Source organism: Paenibacillus gyeongsangnamensis (assembly GCF_027533625.1).
Lineage (GTDB): Bacteria > Bacillota > Bacilli > Paenibacillales > NBRC-103111 > Paenibacillus_G > Paenibacillus_G gyeongsangnamensis.
The window spans coordinates 18,448-36,637 of the sequence record NZ_JAQAGZ010000018.1; the positions used below are offsets into that span (position 1 = coordinate 18,448).

An 18,190-nucleotide genomic window follows, 5' to 3' on the forward strand; every position below is an offset into this window, starting at 1 on the left:
TATCGGGAGAACTCGGAGAAGTACTTTGGTAAACAAAATAGGTATAATTTTGTCCAGCTGGCACAACATAAGTGCCAGATATTAGCTGCCATGTTCCGGCAGGCACTATATCCGTTGTTTTCGTAATATTGCCCCCACTGGTAGCCGCTAAATTCCCAAGTGCCGTGAAATTATCATAAGTGGGATTCGCATCTAGGGAAGAGTCGAAGCCGATAATCGCATTCAATGTTTGTGTCTGACTAATATTTCGTCCCCCATGGTAAAAAGACCACTGAATGACTTCTCCGGGCGTTGTCTTAACTTTTTGGTATAATGCCGTTTGTGTTGTACCATTTGCCTCAGCGACTTGATTAACCACCAGACCATTGGGTAAAGTAGTACTTAAACCATAAATGCCTGGGGCATTGGTTTCGAGACTATGATTGTGATTAAAGTTAGAACCAGTATCAGGCTTCAAAGTATTCCCAGAATTAAGATTTGGTGCGACATACCACCCTAGATTAGGATCGCTCCCGTCTGCAACAGAAAAATGTGGAAAAAAGGTATTATTGGAATAAGAAAAATCCCCATTCACTAGTGCTGCTGGGGTAAAACTTGTTGCTGCTTGCGCCACTCCCCCACCTGGTACAAACGGTAACACTGACAAAGTCAAAGCAGCGGCTACAAGTGTTGATAAAAATCGTTTTCTTTTCATTTTTTCCTCCTCTTTGAAGGTCATTGGTCACTTTCAGCCTTTTTACATCCTCTGGCGATGTTTTAGTTAAGTCCGCTTTTTTGGAAATCATCATTTTGAGGAAGTTCCACTTGGAAATTTTGGAGCCTTCATACTCAACTTTTACGTTATCAAGTCCGGAACCAAACTTTGGTATAACTTAGTTTTCACAAAATTCTTGACAGACTCTTCAAAACCAGTGGCACAAAACGACAATTTCTCTCTATTTCCAAGCCTTTCGAACCATTACCTTCATCTTAAACTGTTCTGGACAAAAAAAATACTACCCGAATGGGTAGGTATGAGGGAGAAAAGGGCTCGCTTATATCCGTTTATTTAATTCCATGACACGCTGCAGAGCCTGCAACCGGTTGTTGACATTCAGCTTTCTGTATATATTCTTAAGATGAAATTTAACCGTTTCCGTCGTGATGTTCAGATGATCCGCCATTTCCTTGTTCGAGAAGCCATCGGTAATCAACTGTATAACCCTTGTCTCCTGTTCGGTCAGCATGACTTGTTCAAATCGTTCTTCAGCCGGTAGTGCAGAATATGAATCGGAGGGCCTCACCGTCTCGTGCCGATGTCTTCTTCTGATCCTGTCCAGCGTCTTTGACATTCGCTCAGTGGTTACAGGCTTCAACAGATAATCCAGCGCGCCCATATCAAAGGCTTGAACTGCATAGTTGTCGTACCCGGTGACAAAAACCACATCTAGGGAAGGATGGAGATCAAGCAGCAGGCTGGACAGCCTTATCCCGTTTATTTCCGGCATAGAGATATCCAGAAACGCGATGTCGACGCGATTCGTCTTCGCGTATTCATACGCATCCCACGGGTTCAGAGAGGTGCAGCATATGTCAATATCGCCGACAGCGGACAGGATCATCTCCATACGTTCCACCGCCAATTGTTCGTCATCCACAATCAAGGCTCGCATCATCCGCTTTATCCTCCATTCCGCACCTGACTGGCTTGCATAGGAAGGTCGAAATAAATCTTGGTGCCTTTTCCTTCCACGCTTTCAATATGTACGCTTGTTCCGTATATCAGTTTGATGCGCTGAATAATATTCCTTAGCCCAACGCCCTTCTTGTTGCCATTCGGTTGGAGGATTTCCGCCAGCTGCCCCTTGCTCATACCGCAACCGTTATCTTCTACGGCAATGCCGACGGCAGCATCCGTCATCCGTTTAACCGATATTTTTACCGTTCCCCCAGTCAGATTGGACATCAGTCCGTGCCTTACGGCATTTTCCACCAGTGGCTGCAGGATCAGCGGGGGCATCCGGATGTCGAGATTCGTATCCACGTCATATTCCGCATTCAATTTCGCACCGAAACGCACCTTTTCGATGTTGAGGTACGCTTGCACCAACACCAACTCATCTTCAAGAGTCGACAAAGAATCCAGATGCTTGAAGTCAAAGCTTCTTCTCAAATACTGTGCAAACTCCAGCGTCAGCTCTTCCGCTTTACCAGAGTCTTTGACGCACAACGCGGCAATCGAATTCAGCGTGTTGTACAGGAAATGAGGTTTGATTTGGGAACGCAAAAAGGCGATTTCCGCCTCCCTGACATCATCTTGCAATTGCTTATTCTTGCTCACCATTTCCCTTATCATCTCGTTCAGTGAGGTGAAGAATAGCACCGCTATTATATTAATAACAATATGAATGGAATGAATATGAAGCTCCGTTAGCAATGAAATCCCTCTGACCGCGCACACAGTTGTTATGCCAACCAGACTATAGAAGGTCAGTAGCGCAAGAGCAATTTGTATCCTTTTGCTCTTATTTGCGAGGGCAAAGAATTTTTGAAAGTATAGGATGACCGGCATGCTGAATAATAAGGTCAGCGTTGTCGTGACAAGCCCCAAATCGATCCCGATAAAGGTTCGGTATAAGATGATAAACGCAGAAAGCGCGAGCCCTGCTCCGCAGCCTGCATATAACGTCCCTAGCAGCAGTGGAACGATTCTGATATCCACACGATAATCGAAAGCAAAAATATCAGGGAATGACATGCACAAAAGGACGGATAACCCATATAATACAGTTAATGTAATCTTCTCGTATTTCTTTCGCTCATACTTCTCAGCAAAAAAAATATGGTAGGAGAATATGAGAATCGCATTAAGCGCCAGTTGCAGCAAAAAGTCTTTCAGTATCGTTATCACTGTTGATCGCCCCCAGTCCGCTTATATTATAGCTGATAGAATCCCGCAATAGCCATAATAACTGTGACCTCTGCGCGAGCAGAACGTGGAAATTTGTCGAAAGGTGTGATTCTTCCATTATTTTTCATGCGATGGCCAAGGAATGCGCGAAGATTGTTATTGTAGACATTAATGAGGAGCAGGGACTGTTCTACGGAGCAAGAGCTTAATGGAATCAGTCAAGAAAAATTGTTGCATGTTACCTTGCTTGGGAGGATTTCCGCAAGATCTCATGTAGCGGTCAATAGGAGGGCCCTGCAAAAGTCCAAGTTTGTCTGTTTAACAAATCAAAATGCCCGTTTCAAGCCACTAAGGTGGCTTTGAACGGGCACTTCGGTATTTTTCAGGTTCGGAAAAGAAAGTCTGATTTCTGTGTCTGCTATTGTATCCCTTCGTTACTTACGTCTCGACTCCAAGCGAATTTTGACTTCTTTATAGGAAGCATAAGGCAGAATGCTAGGGACTTGAATGAGAATGATCCGTGAATCCGCCTGTTCCTCGGACTGTATATGCAAGGTTTGCATGTTTTCCGCTTCGCAAACTGTGAACTCATTGGCGCTTACTTGATGCGAATCGATCCCAAATTGCCAAGTGGACTCACCCTCTACGGCAAGCCCCGCAATAGAATATCCTTCGGGAATCACATGCTCAAACGACTGCCCCGCAGGAAGTATAAGATCCCACATTTGGGCGTCAGCTACCATTCGAACCGGGGAGCCTGCACCTAGAATCGTTTTGACTCTTGCCTTGTTTCGGATTTGAACAGGAAAATCCCGGTCTTCATAATCCGCATAAGTTGGCGTTGCATAGCTCGCCTCACCCATAAAGGGTTCAAACCAGATTTGAAACCCGGAAGTTTCTTTCCCGTACTTTTCGGCATGCTGAACCCCGGTGCCCGTTTGCATAAGTTGCAAACCACCCGCTTGGATCGATCGCTCATTCCCAAGCGTATCCCGATGATGAACGGAGCCCGCTAGCAAATAGGACAAGATCTCAAATCCACGATGGGGGTGCATAGGGAGATTCGCCTCTTCCTTTGTGCGAAACCACGCCCAGTAAAACAACGTTCCAACGCGATCAACGGCTGACCCTTCCCCGGGAAACCCGATCGGCTTTTGCTCCACAATCTTACCTTCATCGAATTGTCCAGAAGCTTGTTCATCAACTGAATAAATCCGAATTGTCACCACAATCATCCTTCCTCTAAAAGATTCTAAATCGTTCCAAAAAGTTGTCCTGTGTCTCTTGTCGCATGGTAACATGATCACAGAACAACGACACACACTCCCTCAATCTATGGACACATTATCAAATTATGATAAAACTTACAATGCAATCGGTTTAAGTATGCACCGATAACGACGCTTGTATAATTAATTGTCAAACTTCGGGGATACTCGGTTGGATGCAAAAAAACTGAACAAAGGGGATATGGACGATGTTGGAGATAAAAAAAGACGAGAACTCTTTTTATATCGGTGAAGCAAGTGACAAAACAGCCGAAATTCACTTTGTACCGAACGGAAATAACCAAATCACCGTGGATCATACATTCGTTTCCGAGAGCCTACGAGGCCAGAAAGTCGGGGATGCGCTTGTGAAACGCATCGTTGATTACGCCCGAGAGGAACAGCTTAAGATCTTACCTCTTTGCCCGTTTGCAAAAAGTCAGTTTGATCGGCACTCGGAATACCATGACGTTTTAGCGTAAGCACCGAACATCTTACCCCTATCAGCATGCTTAGCGGAAGGCAATCGCCTTCCGCCATTTCTTTTATGCATATGTTTCAATACACGATACGTGGGGTAACCAGTTATGCTTCAACCATTGATGCTATACCGACACTTATCCCCCTCTTAATCCAACCCACTCAATTTCGCCTACTTGTGATAGGGTCCAAGAACGCCGTCATCCTGCCAAGCTGACAATAGGTGATAATGCTCGGCACCAGGTAGTAGCAGCCCTCTGCGAGCTTTTCAAGCCTTACCAAACAGAAACCACAGCTTGCGCCCAATACGCCGCTTTCCTCGCCAAATAAGGGTTTCCACCCAAAAAAATCGCCGTTACTTGTGGTAGGGTCCTCCATGTTGATGAAGCAAATATATTGGCTATAAATTGAAGGGTTTTCCAAACAAACCATGATCCTTCAATGTTTTTATCACTCGGGAGGGAAATAATCGCTATTACATTTTGCTTATCTTCGTCAAGCTCCAAATACTTTTGTAGCATCCTTGCGTCAGTATGAACTTCTGAATTTAAAGTCTTATAAGCGGAAAGTCAGAATTGTTCCGCTTAGCGCCAATAAGGTTGCAACCCAGAATGCTGCATTAACACCTTCAATCATATCCCCTGGGGTAGGCTTACCGATTGCCGTAATTGAGTTGGACATTATCGTAACCAAAATAGCGGTGCCAATCGAGCCGCCAACCATACGCATCGTATTGTTCATGGCCGTGCCGTGAGAGATCAGTTTGCGATCCAGACTGTTGATGCCCGCTGTCGCCAGCGGCATCATGATAAGTGAAATGCCCACCATTCGAATCATATAAACCGTCAGTACATACGGGAAGGAAGTGGCGGCTTCCAACCGGGTAAACAGATAACCTGTAATCGTAATGATCGTAAAGCCTACGATAGCTAGCCAGCGGATACCGAATTTATCGAACAGTCGGCCCGTAATGGGCATCATCACTCCCATAAGGACAGCCCCCGGCATCAGCGCAAGCCCAGACTCCAGCGCACTGTAGCCAAGCATGTTTTGCATAAATACTGGGATCAATGTTTCCGCGGCGATCATGGATGTAAAGGAAATCACACTAAGAATCGTCGTTAATGAAAAGTTTGGATCGCGGAACACCCTGAACTCCAGAATCGGCTGTTTCAACCGATTCTGCCGTAGAATAAATGCCGTGAGAGCAATGACACCCAATATCAGGGCCACTATGACCACTGTGCTGCTCCAGCCGCTCGTGCCAGCCTCACTAAAGCCATAGAGTAAGCCGCCAAACCCGATGGTCGAAAGAACAATCGACAACAGATCGAGCTTTGGATACGTACGCTCGGTGACGTTTCTCATGATAAAGACGGCAAAAAGTATATTCAGTACAACAATCGGGAGAACGATATAGAAGAGCGAACGCCAAGGAAAATGCTCCACCATCACTCCTGCAAGCGTCGGACCGATAGCCGGACCCAAGCCGATGACCAATCCGACAAGTCCCATGGCCGCCCCGCGCTTATTGACCGGGTACAGAGACAGAATAACAACTTGACCAAGCGGCATCATGACCCCGGCTCCAAAAGCCTGAAGAATACGCCCAATTAAAAGCATCGTAAAATCTGGTGATATGGCTGCGACCAGTGTTCCCAGACCAAAAAATGTCATAGCGCCGATAAACAGTTGTCTCGTGGAATAAGTACCGATCAGATAAGCGGTAATCGGAATCATTATTCCATTCACGAGCATAAATGAGGTCGTTAGCCATTGCGCCGTGCTTAAATCAATTTGTAAATCTTGCATAATCCGAGGAAGCGCCGTCGCAAGCAAGGTTTGATTTAAGACGGCAACAAAAGATCCGATTAACAATACGAATAGGATAGGACCTTTCTTAAAAGCCGATGGTGTTTCTATTTCACTCATGTTTCGTTACACCCTCTGCCTTATTGAATTTCACGTATTCCATTTAAAACATTACGTCGTCTTTACTGAAGAAAAACAATGATTAGCATGATAACCATCAGTCCAAATGGCGCGATTAGGGACTTGGCTGGGTCTTTGATTCGAACATGAGCAAGCATGCCGAAGAACATCGTAATCGCTAACCACAATCCTGCCCAGAGTACCAGCTTTTCCTCCCAAATGCCAATGATTAAACCTGCTACGCCGACGAGTTGCACGAGTCCAGTTATGAAACGAAACCACTGCGGCAAGCGAAGATGATCAAAAATTTGAACCTGCATTTTATTGCCCGTAACCTTCGAAAGGCCAGTCATCAAAAAAACGAGTCCCATCAATATCTGTAATACCACCGACAAAACGTGCATGATGTTAATCCTCCAGTTTGTATTTGCTTCTTGGCAAGAAACGTGTACACTTAATGAGAGTCACAAAAAATATTAGGGTTTGTAAAAGTGAGGGCCCTCACTAATATTGAAATCAAGCTTACATTGTCTATTAATAATTGTCAAGGGAGACTTTTCATATGGCTAATGAAGATGCCAACGCACCCAAGGCAGCAGAGCTTATTCAGCTTCTATTGCGCGCGTCACACTATATACAACATGAATTCGAGGCCCAGCTTGTTGCGTTAGATATGCCAGTACAGCTATCCGGACCGCGACTCCGTCTTCTGCTTACCGTATGGAAATCCGATACTATCCGAATGAATGAGCTTGCCATCAAATTAGGATTAAAGGCAAGAACAATAACCGAACATGTGGATTCGCTTGAAAGTGACGGGCTTATCACCCGAATTCCGGATCCGAAGGACCGCCGCGCGACGCTGCTGCAGCTTACTGAAGAGGCATTGACTCACGTCAGCCGTGTAAGATACATTCAGGAGCAAATTTCGGAGAGATTACTTCAGAGCTTCTCAGCTGAGCAAAGTAAAGATTTGTACGAACTTCTCACATTATTTTTCGACGGTAAAGAAATTGATTTTGTTTGCTGAATTTTGCAGATTTCGAAATGGGTTCCCTACAACACTCCCCCGCTATATCAACAACGAAATTTTCCACCGTTACTTGTGATAAGGTTCACCTTAACGGTCATAACGGCGAAAAATGCGAAAGGAGCTGTTCGCGAACAGCTCCTTTGAATTTCTCCCAAAATTCGGTTATTTATTTGTTTGCGTATCGGCATTGGTCAAACCAATTTCTTGGAAACTGTCACAGCACGCCATATTTATTCAACCTTTTCAGAAACAGTCCGTGTTCGGCAGCATCAAGCGATCCGTAGCGTTCATCCCAAAAAATGATATATTCCCCCTTATTCATGATCCTTTGGCCGAGGACCCATTCTTTATAAGGTATTGCTTCAATGATAAAGTCTTTTCTAATCACTTCTTCGTGATTTCTTCGCAAATAATTCAGGACCATTTGAAGAGAACAACTATGTTTGCCAATCGGATTTTGCTTATGTTCCTCTATTATTTTCTTTGTGACAAGAGGCTTAATATGCTGTTCCCAAATTTGTTTATCGTTCGATAAATAAACTTCTTTTTCTTTTTCTTTAACAGTCCTAGTTTTGCCATACATAAAATCACTCCTCACTGAATATAGATATGAGTCTATGTTCATGTTTGTGAATTGGAAAAAGTGGATACGTTCTTTAGGGTACGAGTTATTTCCGAGGTGACATCTATGCAAACAAACAGCAAAATTTGGACGAATTGCGCATGCTGTTTACCCACGCTCCCGACCTGCTTGTACGGCCATTTACTTAGTGCGCTGGCCAAGCGGACATTCATGTTTCCGTCAAAGTAACCATAGAAGATGTGGGGGCATCGCGTAGTATCGGGTATTTCCACTCAACGGAGAAAATATAGTTATTGTGGGAACGAAAAAGGATTGATAAAAGGAGCAGCCGCAGATGACGATTACGGGTTATGCCGATAATTTGAGTGTGGAGCAGGGAAAAACAATAACGTTTATGGTGAATTGTGATGGCCATTCGAAATATACCACGACTATCGTCCGGCTCATTCATGGGGATACGAATCCGGCGGGACCCGGATTTAAAGCTGAATCGGTTAAGGCTCATGTGAATGGAGAATATCAAGGGAGAGCACAATCAATCTGGACCGGTTCCTACGTTATCGTTCCTGACAATTCGATATTAAGGGAACTGAAAAGCATGTCCCTTCAGGCGATGATTTTCCCGACCACTCCTGACAAAGGCGTACAAGGATTGCTTACCAAATGGTCCGATGCCGAACAAGCGGGATACGGGCTGTTTATCGATGACAAAAACTGCGTGTCTTTCTGGAGCGGGGACGGCAGAGGCCAAGTTGCAAAGGTCAGTACGGGAAAACCGATAACCGCGAAGCATTGGTATTTTGTTGGCGCTTCATTCGACGCCGCCACCGGTAAAGTAGCGGTTTTTCAGAAGCCTGTTGTCAGAAAAGCAGATGGAATATTGATACAGCCGTATGCTTTGGAAGCTATGAGCGGACATGTTGAACGGCACATCGAAATTTTGCCTCGGACTAATGATCATATCCCTTTGATTATGGCTGGTTACGTAAAACATATAGACCGGAAAACAACGATCATAGATGGACTGTATAATGGGAAAATAGATAGACCTCGCATGGCGAATGTAGCGCTCACTTATGAAGAGATGAAGCTTTGTGCAGAAAATCCCGTCAGAAAAGGAATCGTTGCCGCTTGGGATTTTGCCGCGGGAGGCACTCCGCACGGTTTTTCTCGTCCGAGCGACATCATTGACATTTCGCCAAATCGGATGCACGGAAAGGCGGTTAATCTCCCAACCCGCGCGGTTACGGGGTATAACTGGAACGGCACGGAGCACAATTTTATTCATGCCCCTGAACAATATGGCGCGATTCATTTTCATGATGATGATCTCTCCGATGCCAAATGGGAGGCAGACTTTGAGTTTCACGTTCCGGACGATTTCAGGAGCGGAGTTTATGCAGCCCATTTAATAGCCGAGGATGAGGAAGAATATATTCCCTTCTTCGTTAGACCAAAAAAGGGGACGCATACTGCCGACATTGTTTGGATCGCGCCTACAGCCACCTATTTAGCTTATGCCAATAGTCGCTTTCAAGATCTTCCAATCACTGAAGTTATGTTCGGCCGAGCGCCTGTTGTTACTGGTACAGACCTGTTTCTTCAAAAACATATGGAATACGGTCTATCCACCTATGAAGTGCACTCCGATGGAAGCGGGGTATGTTACTCTTCAGCTCTTAGACCCATACTTACTATGCGCCCCAAATATAGAGCCAATATATCCCCGTCGGTATGGGGGTTGCCCGCTGATCTTCACCTCATCGATTGGCTGACAGTTAAGGGATATTCGTTTGACGTCATTACCGATCAGGACCTTCATTTGGAAGGCGTTGGTATATTGGAATCTTACAAAGTGGCGCTTACCGGAACTCATCCTGAATATAGCTCCGGACCGATGCTGGACGCCATCCAAGCGTACCAACATATGGGGGGGCGGGTTATGTATATGGGGGCAAACGGATTTTATTGGGTCACGCAATTTCATCCTGAAAATCCCAATATTATTGAGGTCCGGAAAAACTATGGCTCCCAAGCATGGAGAGCAAATCCCGGCGAGTTGCATTTAAGCTTTACGGGTGAATTGGGCGGTCTATGGCGCCATAGAGGCAGACCTCCGCAAACCATCTGTGGAACAGGTTGGGCTTCAGAGGGATTTGACGTGTCGTCCTACTACCGCAGAAATCCAGATAGCTTCGATTCAAGAGTTGCCTGGATTTTTAGAGGAATCGGAGACGACGAACTGCTTGGTGATTTTGGACTAGTTGGAGGAGGAGCGGCAGGACTCGAATTGGATATTTGCGACAGTGAACTAGGGACCCCCTCACACGCTTTCATACTAGCTTCTTCCGAAAATCATAGCAACGTTTACATGATAGTCCTAGAGGAACTTTATTTTAATTTGTCCGGAGTAAACGGCATTGAACATCCCAGGGTGCGAGGCGACATGGTATACTACCCGACCCGAAATGGCGGCGCGGTGTTTTCGGTAAGTTCTATCGCGTACTGCGGCAGCTTGTCCCATAACAATTACAACAATAACATTTCAACCATAACGCAAAACGTATTAGATAAATTTAGTTCCATAGTCAAGTATAGAGAACGTGATCCGATATAGTCATCTATCCCTCCTTTGCTCCTTCATCGCGTAAGGGCTGTCTCAAAGCGAATGGCCATTTGGGGATGAATCCCGCGAGCGGCGGAAGTTTTAGGAAAAATAGAGGTTAGCAGAAGCTAAATGGATTATTTGAATGCCCGCCGCACTTCGCGACTTACACTTCTTAATAATTCCTCAGTCCCCACAACATTCCGAATTTTTCGCCCACAAAAATTTTCGCCGTTACTTGTGATACGGTTCCCCCCGCAAAATCTTAAACGCGCGGTACACCTGCTTCACCAGCGCCATACGCCCGAACGAGCCTCGATCGCAAGCACTCATCATTACCTAAACAACGAAAAACAACCTCCCGAGATTTTCCCGGGAGGTTGTTCATTATCAAACATAAGGATTGTTCTCACGCTCGTAGCCGATCGTCGTCTTGGGTCCGTGACCCGGATACACGATCGTCTCGTCCGGCAGCTTGAACAGCTTGTCGTGGATCGAGTCCAGCAGCTCCTGCTGGTCGCCTCCAGGCAGGTCCGTACGCCCGACCGACAGCCGGAACAGCACGTCGCCGCCGAACAAATGGCTTCCGTACAGTAAGCTCACACTGCCGGGGGAATGCCCCGGAGTATGGAACACCTTGAACACCAGGCCGAGCAGCTTCAGCTCCTGGCCTTGGTCCAGTGCGTATTCCGCCGGCTCCGTCAAGATCGGCGCTCCGAGCTCCGGCCAGCGGGCTGAGCCGTTGTATTTCGGATTCGTCAGCCATTCCGCTTCCGCATCGTGCAAATACACCGGGCAGCCCTTGAGCTTCCGCAGCTCATCCACGCCCCCGATATGATCGAAGTGCGCGTGCGTCAGCACGATCGCCTCGATCTCCATATCCGCCACCCGCTTCAGCAGCGGCTTCGGGTTCATGCCGGGATCAATGACGATCCCTTTGTTTTCGCCCGGACGGGAGAGCAGGTAGCAGTTCGTCTGCAGCGGCCCGAGCGAGAACGCTTCGATTTTCAAGTCTGCGTTGTCCATGAAGCCTTGATGCTCCTTTTCGTCTGCGGCGGATGCGGCCTCTTAGAACGAGGACAGCAGCTCGCGCAGTTCTTTGACGATGACCGTCTGATAGCCGGTGCCTTCGCCGTATTGACGGCCCATCTCTTCACGGGCCACTTTAATTTTATCTTGGTAGTCCGGCGCTTCGCGGTCCGGGTTTTCCTTCTTGAATTGGTTCATGACAGCCTGAACGTGAGCCGGACGCGGTCCCCAATGTCCGAGCACATGGCCGCTGAAATCGGTGAAGATGACGATCGGAATCGCTTCGCCGCCGCCGGTGAGGAACTGTGCCATCACATCCGGATGCTCTTCCTTGATCAGTACCTCCGTCGTGATGCCAGAAATTTCCAGCGCACGGAATACGGCCGGCACGTTGCGAACGACGTCGCCGCACCAGTCGGCGCACAGAATCAGGCAGCGCAGGTCGTCCCTGTTGTTGAGCGATTCGAAGAAATCCTTGTCGTCCTCGTTCTCCCAGGAAAACGCATTGTACCATTCCTGAAACTTCTCCTGATTCTTGGTCATGCCGTCCGTAAACTGCTGCGGGGTAATCCCCTTCTTCAGTTTGTCCGCCAAGCTCTTGCTCATGGCATCCTGCCTCCTTTGCGATATGAACCTATGGGTTATTGTACCAAAAAAAAGACGCCGCTCCAACTCACAGCAGACGTCTTGAACCATTTAGCTTTTGACCGGCTTCTTCCGGGCCAGCACCTTCCACAGCACATAGCCTGCCGTCAGGAGCACCGATAAAAGAATGATCGGTTTAATATAGGGAGCCGCAGCCTGATTGATTTGCTCCCAGTTTTCGCCAAGCGTACGCCCTATGTAGACGAGAATAATCGCCCATGGAATCGTACCCAGCAGCGTATAAAACAAAAAGCGTACCATCGACATCCTTGCCATCCCCGCAGGAATGGAAATCGCCTGCCGCAGCACGGGAATGAAGCGCGCCGTAAATACCATGCCTGCACCGTAACGGTTGAACCAGCCCTCCGCAATGTCCAGATGCTTAGGCTTTAAGTGAAGGAACTTGCCGAACTTGTCCAGAAAGGGTCTGCCTCCGTAGCGGCCGATCCAATACAGAATGACCTGCTGCAGCAAGCAGCCGATCGTACCGAAGATAATCGCTCCTACAAGGGAAATCTCTCCTCGGGATACCAGGTAACCGGCGAAAGCCAGTACGATCTCGCTGGGGATCACTTCCAGCATGAGCCCGAGCAGAATGCCCCATACGCCCAAGCCTTCGATAAAATGCAGCGCGGATTGCACCAAATCATGCAATATACTCATAAGTAGGCAGCCTCTTCCTCTCCAAGCCTCACGGCTCTTGCTTATCTCTTAACTTTCTCTATTCTATCATAAGCTTGCGCCTGCTGCACCCCACGGCCTTTCCCGCACGATATGCTCCCCGCAGCGCTGGCGGTGAACCCGGCAAGGGCCGGCCGATCGTGCCGAGCCCCGTATCCCCGGATGCCGGGCTCCCGCCCCTGTCGCACCCTTCTTCCCGCCAGCATAAGATAACCCAGGAAGGAAGGTGTCGTCAGGATGAACAAAGCGAATCAAATGAAGCACAGCCATCCCTTGCCCAGCGCCCGCGGCATACGCCGGACATGCAGCAAAGAGCTGTACCGCGCGCGAAAAAAAATCAACCAGTGGATCTCTCCCGAACTGGTTGATAAAGCGGATGAGCTCTATTATAAGAAGGTGCTGCTGAATTTGCCTTACATTGTCGAGAACGCCAGCAACCGCAGGCTTTTGGCCGACTGGTTTGAAGAGAACGTCTGCCCTGAAATCGCCGCGCTCTGGAACGTCAGCCCCCAGGTGCTGGGAAAAGCGTTCCGCGAATCCTTCGGCGGATAACCGGTGCAAGCAAATAATCGCATTTCGCTTCGAACCGGACTTTTTGAGATGCGTCAAGCCTGCTTGCCGTGATATCGCCTCGGCGGCGGGCTTGACGCATGAAGAGAGCAGCCGCCGACGGATGGTGACGACGGTCGCGTGCGAGATGCCTGTGACATGGCTTGCCAAGTACGTTCACCGGGGCGGGCGCCCTGCTCCATTGCGTCAAATTTGATGCGAGGAGTATACCATGACTCCTTCACGACCGCTCTTGGCCGCCCGGATCATGCCCTCCGCTACCGAGAGCGCGGGGATAGGCCGGTAAGGCCGCAAGCTTCCGACCATGATCTTCGACAGGATGCCGCTTAACGACTGCGCTACCCGCTCCCCAAGCCTGAACTCGCTTCGGTTCCCTAGCAGGAACGACGGTCTGAAGATGTGCAGCGACTTCAGACCCATCTCTTGCAAGCCTTCCTCCACCTCTCCCTTCACCCGGCTGTAAAAGATACCGGACCGCCGGTTCGCCCCCATCGCCGATACGAGCAGGTAGCAGGAAGCGCCGTGCTTCGCCGCCATCCGTCCGAGCAGCAGGGGGTATTCCAGATCAACCTTACGGAACTGCTCCTGAGTCTTGGCCTTCTTGATCGTCGTGCCGAGCGCGCAGAAGACATGGGCATGCCGAAGCTCGTCCCGGAGGGAACGCTCGATGTCTTCGGGCGTCCAGTCCGTAACGATCTGCCGAAGCTTGTCCTGCGGTTCGAAGGCCGGACGGCGTACCAGCGCGATGACCTTGTCATAGTCCGGGTCCTGCAGCAGCAGCCGCATCAGCTCCGTGCCAATCAACCCGGTTGCGCCTGCAACTATGGCGGTATAGGCTGCCACCCGTAATTCATCTCCTTTTTACAAAGTCCACTTCCCTTATTATTCCACGAATATCTCCGGAACACAAAAAAAAAGCCGATTCTCACCATGGCCCGGAAGGCGGTGGGAACCGGCTGCGCCGTCTCTTTACATTAAACGGCCGATAGGACCGTTCGGATCGATCAACTCCTGTACCTCGGCGAATGGAATCTCGAACGTCAGAAATCCATATACATACGGCGCATACTCGTACAGCTGAAAATAAATGACGATCGACTTAGGCGTCAGGTAAAAATCCTGGTTCGGCCGGATTTCCTTGAAAGGTGTCAGCAGCGGAATATCCCGCGCCTTCATTTCCTTCGCGATGATGGCCGAGAGCCTCCCGACATAGTTGCTGCCGGGCTTGAACAGATCGGCCAGCGTATACAGCTGCCCGGTCAAGAGATCAAAGGTTTGCGAGCTCTGATATGTCATGCCGTGCGCTGCGCCCTGGGCATACCCATAGTTGCTGTAGAGCAGGCTCAGCAGCTCCTTCTCATGCAGCTCCACCTTGTAATCGCCGGTGACCGTTTTGGTCGGATCCTGAACATACCCCTGGGTACGAATCAAACCGTATACCGCATCCAGAATGGCGCCGTTGATCATTTGCTGGACAAATGAGTTCTTCAGCCCCGTCACCTTCGGATACTTCACATCTAGCCGGGGCTTCACCAACCGAAGCGTAATGATTTTTTCCTTGAACAGGCGAACCGAACGCGCCTCCTGTTCCATCTTCCGTTCACTCCCCGCTGCACTGCCTAATGTCGGCTACAGCAGTGTATGCGGGCAGCGGCCTAAACGTTCGCCGGTTGGAACAGCTCCAGCCGCTCGCCGTCCGGTCCGAAGAAGAAAGCCAGCTTGGCTCCATTCAGGATCGTCTTCGGCGTTTCGTCGATCATAGTGACGCCGTGCGCCTTCAGCCGCTCGATCTCCGCTTCGATCTCGCTCACCGTGAAGGCGATGTGGTGTACCTTGCCGCTGTCGGACAAGCCGTCCGAGCCGCGGCCGATCAGTTCGATCTCGACGTCGTCCGATCCCGGAAACGATAAGAATCCAAGCTCCACGCCATCCGCCAGCGGGGCCCGCTTAACGAGCTTCATTCCCAGCACTTCCGTGTAGAAGCGGATGGAAGCATCCATGTCATTGACGCGGACGCCGATATGTTCCAATTTATGTATCATGAGATACACCTCCTCGGTTTGACGATACCACGTGCTTGACTCCAGCGCAACGAGTGATTTGAGAAACCGGCGTGCCCGGTACGCGGAAAAGGGAAAATGAAGGATTGTCGGATGGGCTTCTATTCTTTATACTGAACCTATTGTTCATTTATAAAGCGACAAGGGAGAGCTTCACATCATGGAACTACCTGCACTCGATATGCTCCTATTTTTGATCGGCATGGGCTTTGTGGCCGGCTTCATCGACGCTTCCGTAGGCGGAGGAGGGCTAATCTCCGTTCCGGCGCTGCTGCTGACCGGACTGCCGCCGAATATGGTGCTCGGCACGAACAAGCTCGGCGGCACGTTGTCTTCTTTGACAAGCACGGCATCCTTCCTCGCCTCCGGCAAGGTCAGCGGCAAGCTGGTCATCATCCTGTTCCCGCTCTCGTTCGTGGGCTCGGCGCTCGGAACCTATACCGTGCACCTGCTCCCGTCGGATTTTCTAAGGCCGATCGTAGTCGGTCTCCTGATCGTCGTGCTGATCTACAGCCTCATGAAGAAGCAATGGGACGGTACCGGCGCGGGGGTCACCTTCAATTGGAGCCGCAAGCTGGCCGCAGGCGTATGCGCATTGGTACTCGGGTATTATGACGGCTTCTTCGGGCCGGGAACGGGCTCGTTCCTAATGTTCTTCTTCCTGCTGCTCGGCTTCGACTTCGTCCGCGCCACCGCCAACGCAAAGGTGCTGAATCTGGCAAGCAATCTGGCGAGCCTGGGCTCGTTCTTCTTGTTTAAATCCGTAAACATCGGTTACGGGCTCCCCATGGGCTTGTCCATGATCTTCGGCGCCTTGGCCGGGTCGCAATTTGCCATTCGCCGAGGCTCCCGTTACGTGAAACCGCTGTTCATCATCGTCACCACGGTGCTCATCGGCAAGCAGCTGTGGGATTTATGGCGCCCCTAAGCCCGGCGGCGCCGGCTTCGTCGGAATTTTCTTCGTCTGGTTGCTGCGCAGCTCCGCCTCGGGATCGTCTACGAGGTGCGGGTTGCCGACCGGACGAACATCCTCCCACAAGCATTCCACCCCAAGTCCTCCCGCATCCCCCGCATACATCCGGCATCCGGCGCAGAACAGGCTCCGATGCTCCTTATCCAGCACAACCACCTTGTTGCGAAGACAACAATAAATGCGACCGCTGCTATCCGTACGATTGATATGTCTAACCTGCGGCAACTTTACCCTCTCCTTTCACAAGCTGCTTTTCCGAAGGTAATAACCATTATATATGCGCCGCTTCCGAGATATGTGAATTCCTTAAAGGAGCTTGTATACTTTGGTGCTCACCCGGATAACTTAACCGGATAAAGCAAGGGCTTGCGGTTAACGCATTCCGGATGTATAATGAAAGTTGCCTAACGATCGTTAGTTAGGAAAAAAGGAGGCTTCCGCCATGTCGGCGCAAACCATTAAAGCGGCAGCGCTTCGCCTGTTTGCAGGCAGCGGGTACGACGGCGTTCCCTTATCGGAAATCGCCAAGGAGGTCGGGATCAAGACCCCTTCCTTATATGCCCATTTCACAAGCAAGGACGACCTGTTCATGGCCGTTTTCGAGGATGTGCTTGCAGAGCACGCCGAACGGCTGGAAGACCTGATGCGCCGGCTCGAAGGACGCAGCGTGGAGGAGCGGCTGCATACGATTTTGCATGATACGTGCCATACGTATTTGCTGTCAGAGAACCATGTCACCTTCCTGAAACGCACGATGCTGTTCCCTCCGGCTGCACTGAAGGAGAAGCTGCTGGAGCGGTTCGAGGAATCGGAGAAACGGCTTAACGTACTGCTGAAGCAAATTTTTCAAGACGGCCTGCGCTCGGGTCATCTTAGAACGGCGGAATCGGCCGACGATTTGGTCATGTCCTTCTATTGCTTGCTGGACGGCATGTTCATTCAGCAGTTTTATTACCGTCCGGACGACTGGGAGCACCGGCTGCAGACGGTTTGGAGAATTTACTGGCAAGGACTGGCCGCGAAATAATAGGAAGTGCCATCTCAGGAGAGCTTCCGTGTAAAGGAGGCACAATCATCATGATGCAAGCCATTATTCAATACAAATGGGCTATTCTACTGGGCCTGGAGGTGCTCGCGTGGGCGTCCACGTTCTTTATGCTCTATGCCCGCTACCGGGCTCAATCCAATATCCTGTTCCGAATCGGGGCGGCGCTGACCGTGCTGACGGGGGTTATCCCTCAAGTGCTGCTGGGCATTGTCAACCTGGTCTCTTCGCAGACGCTCGACCTGTTCACCGCCATTATTGTTCTCTTGATTCTGTACGGCGCCACGATCGGGCGGAAGCAAATCAAGAGGCTGGATAAGTGGGCCCAAACGAAATTTGCCAAGAGGGAGCAGCATCCCGGCAATGTGTAGGGCAGGCCAAGAAGAAAAGGCGAAG

The 18,190-nt window shown here is 49.5% G+C and carries 22 protein-coding genes and 1 pseudogene; 7 read left to right on the plus strand and 16 right to left on the minus strand.

All coding sequences use genetic code 11. From position 1 onward, the window contains the following. Positions 1-545: 545 nt before the first annotated feature. The 4 genes from O9H85_RS24530 to O9H85_RS24545 form a co-directional block, all read right to left on the minus strand. A complete protein-coding gene (locus O9H85_RS24530; protein WP_269884046.1) occupies positions 546-788 on the minus strand; it encodes a hypothetical protein in 243 nt (80 codons plus the stop codon). Between the two features lie 246 nt (positions 789-1,034). Then, the gene (locus tag O9H85_RS24535) at positions 1,035-1,655 is read right to left on the minus strand and encodes a response regulator transcription factor (RefSeq protein ID WP_269884047.1); all 621 of its coding nucleotides are present in this window, start codon (positions 1,653-1,655) and stop codon (positions 1,035-1,037) included. Positions 1,656-1,660: 5 nt separating this feature from the next. Next, positions 1,661-2,866 (minus strand): sensor histidine kinase, encoded by a 1,206-nt coding sequence (locus O9H85_RS24540; RefSeq protein WP_269884048.1) that lies wholly within the window; start codon positions 2,864-2,866, stop codon positions 1,661-1,663. 458 nt (positions 2,867-3,324) lie between these two features. Beyond that, complete coding sequence (locus O9H85_RS24545; protein WP_269884049.1) at positions 3,325-4,116, minus strand: pirin family protein; 792 nt, start codon at positions 4,114-4,116, stop codon at positions 3,325-3,327. Between the two features lie 251 nt (positions 4,117-4,367). Between O9H85_RS24545 and O9H85_RS24550 the strand changes: the two genes are divergently transcribed. Next, complete coding sequence (locus O9H85_RS24550) at positions 4,368-4,640, plus strand: GNAT family N-acetyltransferase (protein ID WP_269884050.1); 273 nt, start codon at positions 4,368-4,370, stop codon at positions 4,638-4,640. Between the two features lie 273 nt (positions 4,641-4,913). On the opposite strand, the gene O9H85_RS24555 is transcribed toward O9H85_RS24550, so the two are convergent. The 3 genes from O9H85_RS24555 to O9H85_RS24565 form a co-directional block, all read right to left on the minus strand. Further along, positions 4,914-5,144, minus strand: a complete 231-nt coding sequence (locus tag O9H85_RS24555) for a hypothetical protein (protein WP_269884051.1) — start codon at positions 5,142-5,144, stop codon at positions 4,914-4,916. 49 nt (positions 5,145-5,193) lie between these two features. Then, positions 5,194-6,570: an MDR family MFS transporter gene (locus O9H85_RS24560; protein WP_269884052.1), complete on the minus strand. Its 1,377-nt coding sequence runs from the start codon at positions 6,568-6,570 to the stop codon at positions 5,194-5,196. A 62-nt stretch (positions 6,571-6,632) separates the two neighbouring features. Continuing rightward, positions 6,633-6,974: a DoxX family protein gene (locus tag O9H85_RS24565; RefSeq protein WP_269884053.1), complete on the minus strand. Its 342-nt coding sequence runs from the start codon at positions 6,972-6,974 to the stop codon at positions 6,633-6,635. 158 nt (positions 6,975-7,132) lie between these two features. Between O9H85_RS24565 and O9H85_RS24570 the strand changes: the two genes are divergently transcribed. Beyond that, positions 7,133-7,600 (plus strand): MarR family winged helix-turn-helix transcriptional regulator, encoded by a 468-nt coding sequence (locus O9H85_RS24570; RefSeq protein ID WP_269884054.1) that lies wholly within the window; start codon positions 7,133-7,135, stop codon positions 7,598-7,600. A gap of 217 nt (positions 7,601-7,817) precedes the next feature. Here O9H85_RS24570 and O9H85_RS24575 read toward each other — a convergent pair whose 3' ends face one another. Continuing rightward, on the minus strand, positions 7,818-8,186 hold the full coding sequence (locus O9H85_RS24575; RefSeq protein ID WP_269884055.1) for a hypothetical protein: 369 nt from the start codon (positions 8,184-8,186) through the stop codon (positions 7,818-7,820). Positions 8,187-8,520: 334 nt separating this feature from the next. Between O9H85_RS24575 and O9H85_RS24580 the strand changes: the two genes are divergently transcribed. Beyond that, positions 8,521-10,803: a N,N-dimethylformamidase beta subunit family domain-containing protein gene (locus tag O9H85_RS24580; protein WP_269884056.1), complete on the plus strand. Its 2,283-nt coding sequence runs from the start codon at positions 8,521-8,523 to the stop codon at positions 10,801-10,803. A gap of 222 nt (positions 10,804-11,025) precedes the next feature. On the opposite strand, the pseudogene O9H85_RS37905 reads toward O9H85_RS24580, so the two are convergent. The 4 genes and pseudogenes from O9H85_RS37905 to O9H85_RS24595 form a co-directional block, all read right to left on the minus strand. Further along, positions 11,026-11,130: pseudogene (locus O9H85_RS37905) on the minus strand (23S rRNA (pseudouridine(1915)-N(3))-methyltransferase RlmH); the annotation flags it as partial. Between the two features lie 51 nt (positions 11,131-11,181). Further along, the gene (locus O9H85_RS24585) at positions 11,182-11,817 is read right to left on the minus strand and encodes an MBL fold metallo-hydrolase (protein WP_269884057.1); all 636 of its coding nucleotides are present in this window, start codon (positions 11,815-11,817) and stop codon (positions 11,182-11,184) included. A gap of 42 nt (positions 11,818-11,859) precedes the next feature. After that, positions 11,860-12,426, minus strand: a complete 567-nt coding sequence (locus O9H85_RS24590) for a thioredoxin family protein (protein WP_269884058.1) — start codon at positions 12,424-12,426, stop codon at positions 11,860-11,862. A gap of 90 nt (positions 12,427-12,516) precedes the next feature. Continuing rightward, on the minus strand, positions 12,517-13,122 hold the full coding sequence (locus O9H85_RS24595; protein ID WP_269884192.1) for a DedA family protein: 606 nt from the start codon (positions 13,120-13,122) through the stop codon (positions 12,517-12,519). A gap of 261 nt (positions 13,123-13,383) precedes the next feature. Between O9H85_RS24595 and O9H85_RS24600 the strand changes: the two genes are divergently transcribed. Continuing rightward, positions 13,384-13,698, plus strand: a complete 315-nt coding sequence (locus O9H85_RS24600; protein ID WP_269884059.1) for a dehydrogenase — start codon at positions 13,384-13,386, stop codon at positions 13,696-13,698. Positions 13,699-13,902: 204 nt separating this feature from the next. On the opposite strand, the gene O9H85_RS24605 is transcribed toward O9H85_RS24600, so the two are convergent. The 3 genes from O9H85_RS24605 to O9H85_RS24615 form a co-directional block, all read right to left on the minus strand. After that, positions 13,903-14,559: an oxidoreductase gene (locus O9H85_RS24605; RefSeq protein WP_269884060.1), complete on the minus strand. Its 657-nt coding sequence runs from the start codon at positions 14,557-14,559 to the stop codon at positions 13,903-13,905. 126 nt (positions 14,560-14,685) lie between these two features. Then, positions 14,686-15,309: a DUF3298 and DUF4163 domain-containing protein gene (locus O9H85_RS24610; protein WP_269884061.1), complete on the minus strand. Its 624-nt coding sequence runs from the start codon at positions 15,307-15,309 to the stop codon at positions 14,686-14,688. A gap of 62 nt (positions 15,310-15,371) precedes the next feature. Further along, on the minus strand, positions 15,372-15,758 hold the full coding sequence (locus O9H85_RS24615) for a VOC family protein (protein WP_269884062.1): 387 nt from the start codon (positions 15,756-15,758) through the stop codon (positions 15,372-15,374). A gap of 178 nt (positions 15,759-15,936) precedes the next feature. Between O9H85_RS24615 and O9H85_RS24620 the strand changes: the two genes are divergently transcribed. Then, positions 15,937-16,704 (plus strand): sulfite exporter TauE/SafE family protein, encoded by a 768-nt coding sequence (locus O9H85_RS24620; protein WP_269884063.1) that lies wholly within the window; start codon positions 15,937-15,939, stop codon positions 16,702-16,704. Here the strand turns inward: O9H85_RS24620 and O9H85_RS24625 are convergent. Then, complete coding sequence (locus O9H85_RS24625) at positions 16,690-16,974, minus strand: hypothetical protein (protein WP_269884064.1); 285 nt, start codon at positions 16,972-16,974, stop codon at positions 16,690-16,692. The genes O9H85_RS24620 and O9H85_RS24625 overlap by 15 nt on opposite strands. A 217-nt stretch (positions 16,975-17,191) precedes the next feature. Between O9H85_RS24625 and O9H85_RS24630 the strand changes: the two genes are divergently transcribed. Together O9H85_RS24630 and O9H85_RS24635 are read left to right on the plus strand one after the other, a co-directional pair. Beyond that, a complete protein-coding gene (locus O9H85_RS24630; RefSeq protein ID WP_269884065.1) occupies positions 17,192-17,776 on the plus strand; it encodes a TetR/AcrR family transcriptional regulator in 585 nt (194 codons plus the stop codon). 50 nt (positions 17,777-17,826) lie between these two features. Then, a complete protein-coding gene (locus tag O9H85_RS24635; protein WP_269884066.1) occupies positions 17,827-18,165 on the plus strand; it encodes a hypothetical protein in 339 nt (112 codons plus the stop codon). Positions 18,166-18,190 lie beyond the last annotated feature (25 nt).

What these genes read in the sequence shown, in the direction of transcription:
- O9H85_RS24530 (WP_269884046.1), bottom strand. Translation starts at nt 788, where the DNA reads ATGATGATTTCCAAAAAAGCGGACTTAACTAAAACATCGCCAGAGGAT.
- O9H85_RS24535 (WP_269884047.1), bottom strand. Translation starts at nt 1,655, where the DNA reads ATGATGCGAGCCTTGATTGTGGATGACGAACAATTGGCGGTGGAACGT.
- O9H85_RS24550 (WP_269884050.1), top strand. Translation starts at nt 4,368, where the DNA reads ATGTTGGAGATAAAAAAAGACGAGAACTCTTTTTATATCGGTGAAGCA.
- O9H85_RS24560 (WP_269884052.1), bottom strand. Translation starts at nt 6,570, where the DNA reads ATGAGTGAAATAGAAACACCATCGGCTTTTAAGAAAGGTCCTATCCTA.
- O9H85_RS24565 (WP_269884053.1), bottom strand. Translation starts at nt 6,974, where the DNA reads ATGCACGTTTTGTCGGTGGTATTACAGATATTGATGGGACTCGTTTTT.
- O9H85_RS24570 (WP_269884054.1), top strand. Translation starts at nt 7,133, where the DNA reads ATGGCTAATGAAGATGCCAACGCACCCAAGGCAGCAGAGCTTATTCAG.
- O9H85_RS24575 (WP_269884055.1), bottom strand. Translation starts at nt 8,186, where the DNA reads ATGTATGGCAAAACTAGGACTGTTAAAGAAAAAGAAAAAGAAGTTTAT.
- O9H85_RS24580 (WP_269884056.1), top strand. Translation starts at nt 8,521, where the DNA reads ATGACGATTACGGGTTATGCCGATAATTTGAGTGTGGAGCAGGGAAAA.
- O9H85_RS24585 (WP_269884057.1), bottom strand. Translation starts at nt 11,817, where the DNA reads ATGGACAACGCAGACTTGAAAATCGAAGCGTTCTCGCTCGGGCCGCTG.
- O9H85_RS24590 (WP_269884058.1), bottom strand. Translation starts at nt 12,426, where the DNA reads ATGAGCAAGAGCTTGGCGGACAAACTGAAGAAGGGGATTACCCCGCAG.
- O9H85_RS24600 (WP_269884059.1), top strand. Translation starts at nt 13,384, where the DNA reads ATGAACAAAGCGAATCAAATGAAGCACAGCCATCCCTTGCCCAGCGCC.
- O9H85_RS24610 (WP_269884061.1), bottom strand. Translation starts at nt 15,309, where the DNA reads ATGGAACAGGAGGCGCGTTCGGTTCGCCTGTTCAAGGAAAAAATCATT.
- O9H85_RS24615 (WP_269884062.1), bottom strand. Translation starts at nt 15,758, where the DNA reads ATGATACATAAATTGGAACATATCGGCGTCCGCGTCAATGACATGGAT.
- O9H85_RS24620 (WP_269884063.1), top strand. Translation starts at nt 15,937, where the DNA reads ATGGAACTACCTGCACTCGATATGCTCCTATTTTTGATCGGCATGGGC.
- O9H85_RS24630 (WP_269884065.1), top strand. Translation starts at nt 17,192, where the DNA reads ATGTCGGCGCAAACCATTAAAGCGGCAGCGCTTCGCCTGTTTGCAGGC.
- O9H85_RS24635 (WP_269884066.1), top strand. Translation starts at nt 17,827, where the DNA reads ATGATGCAAGCCATTATTCAATACAAATGGGCTATTCTACTGGGCCTG.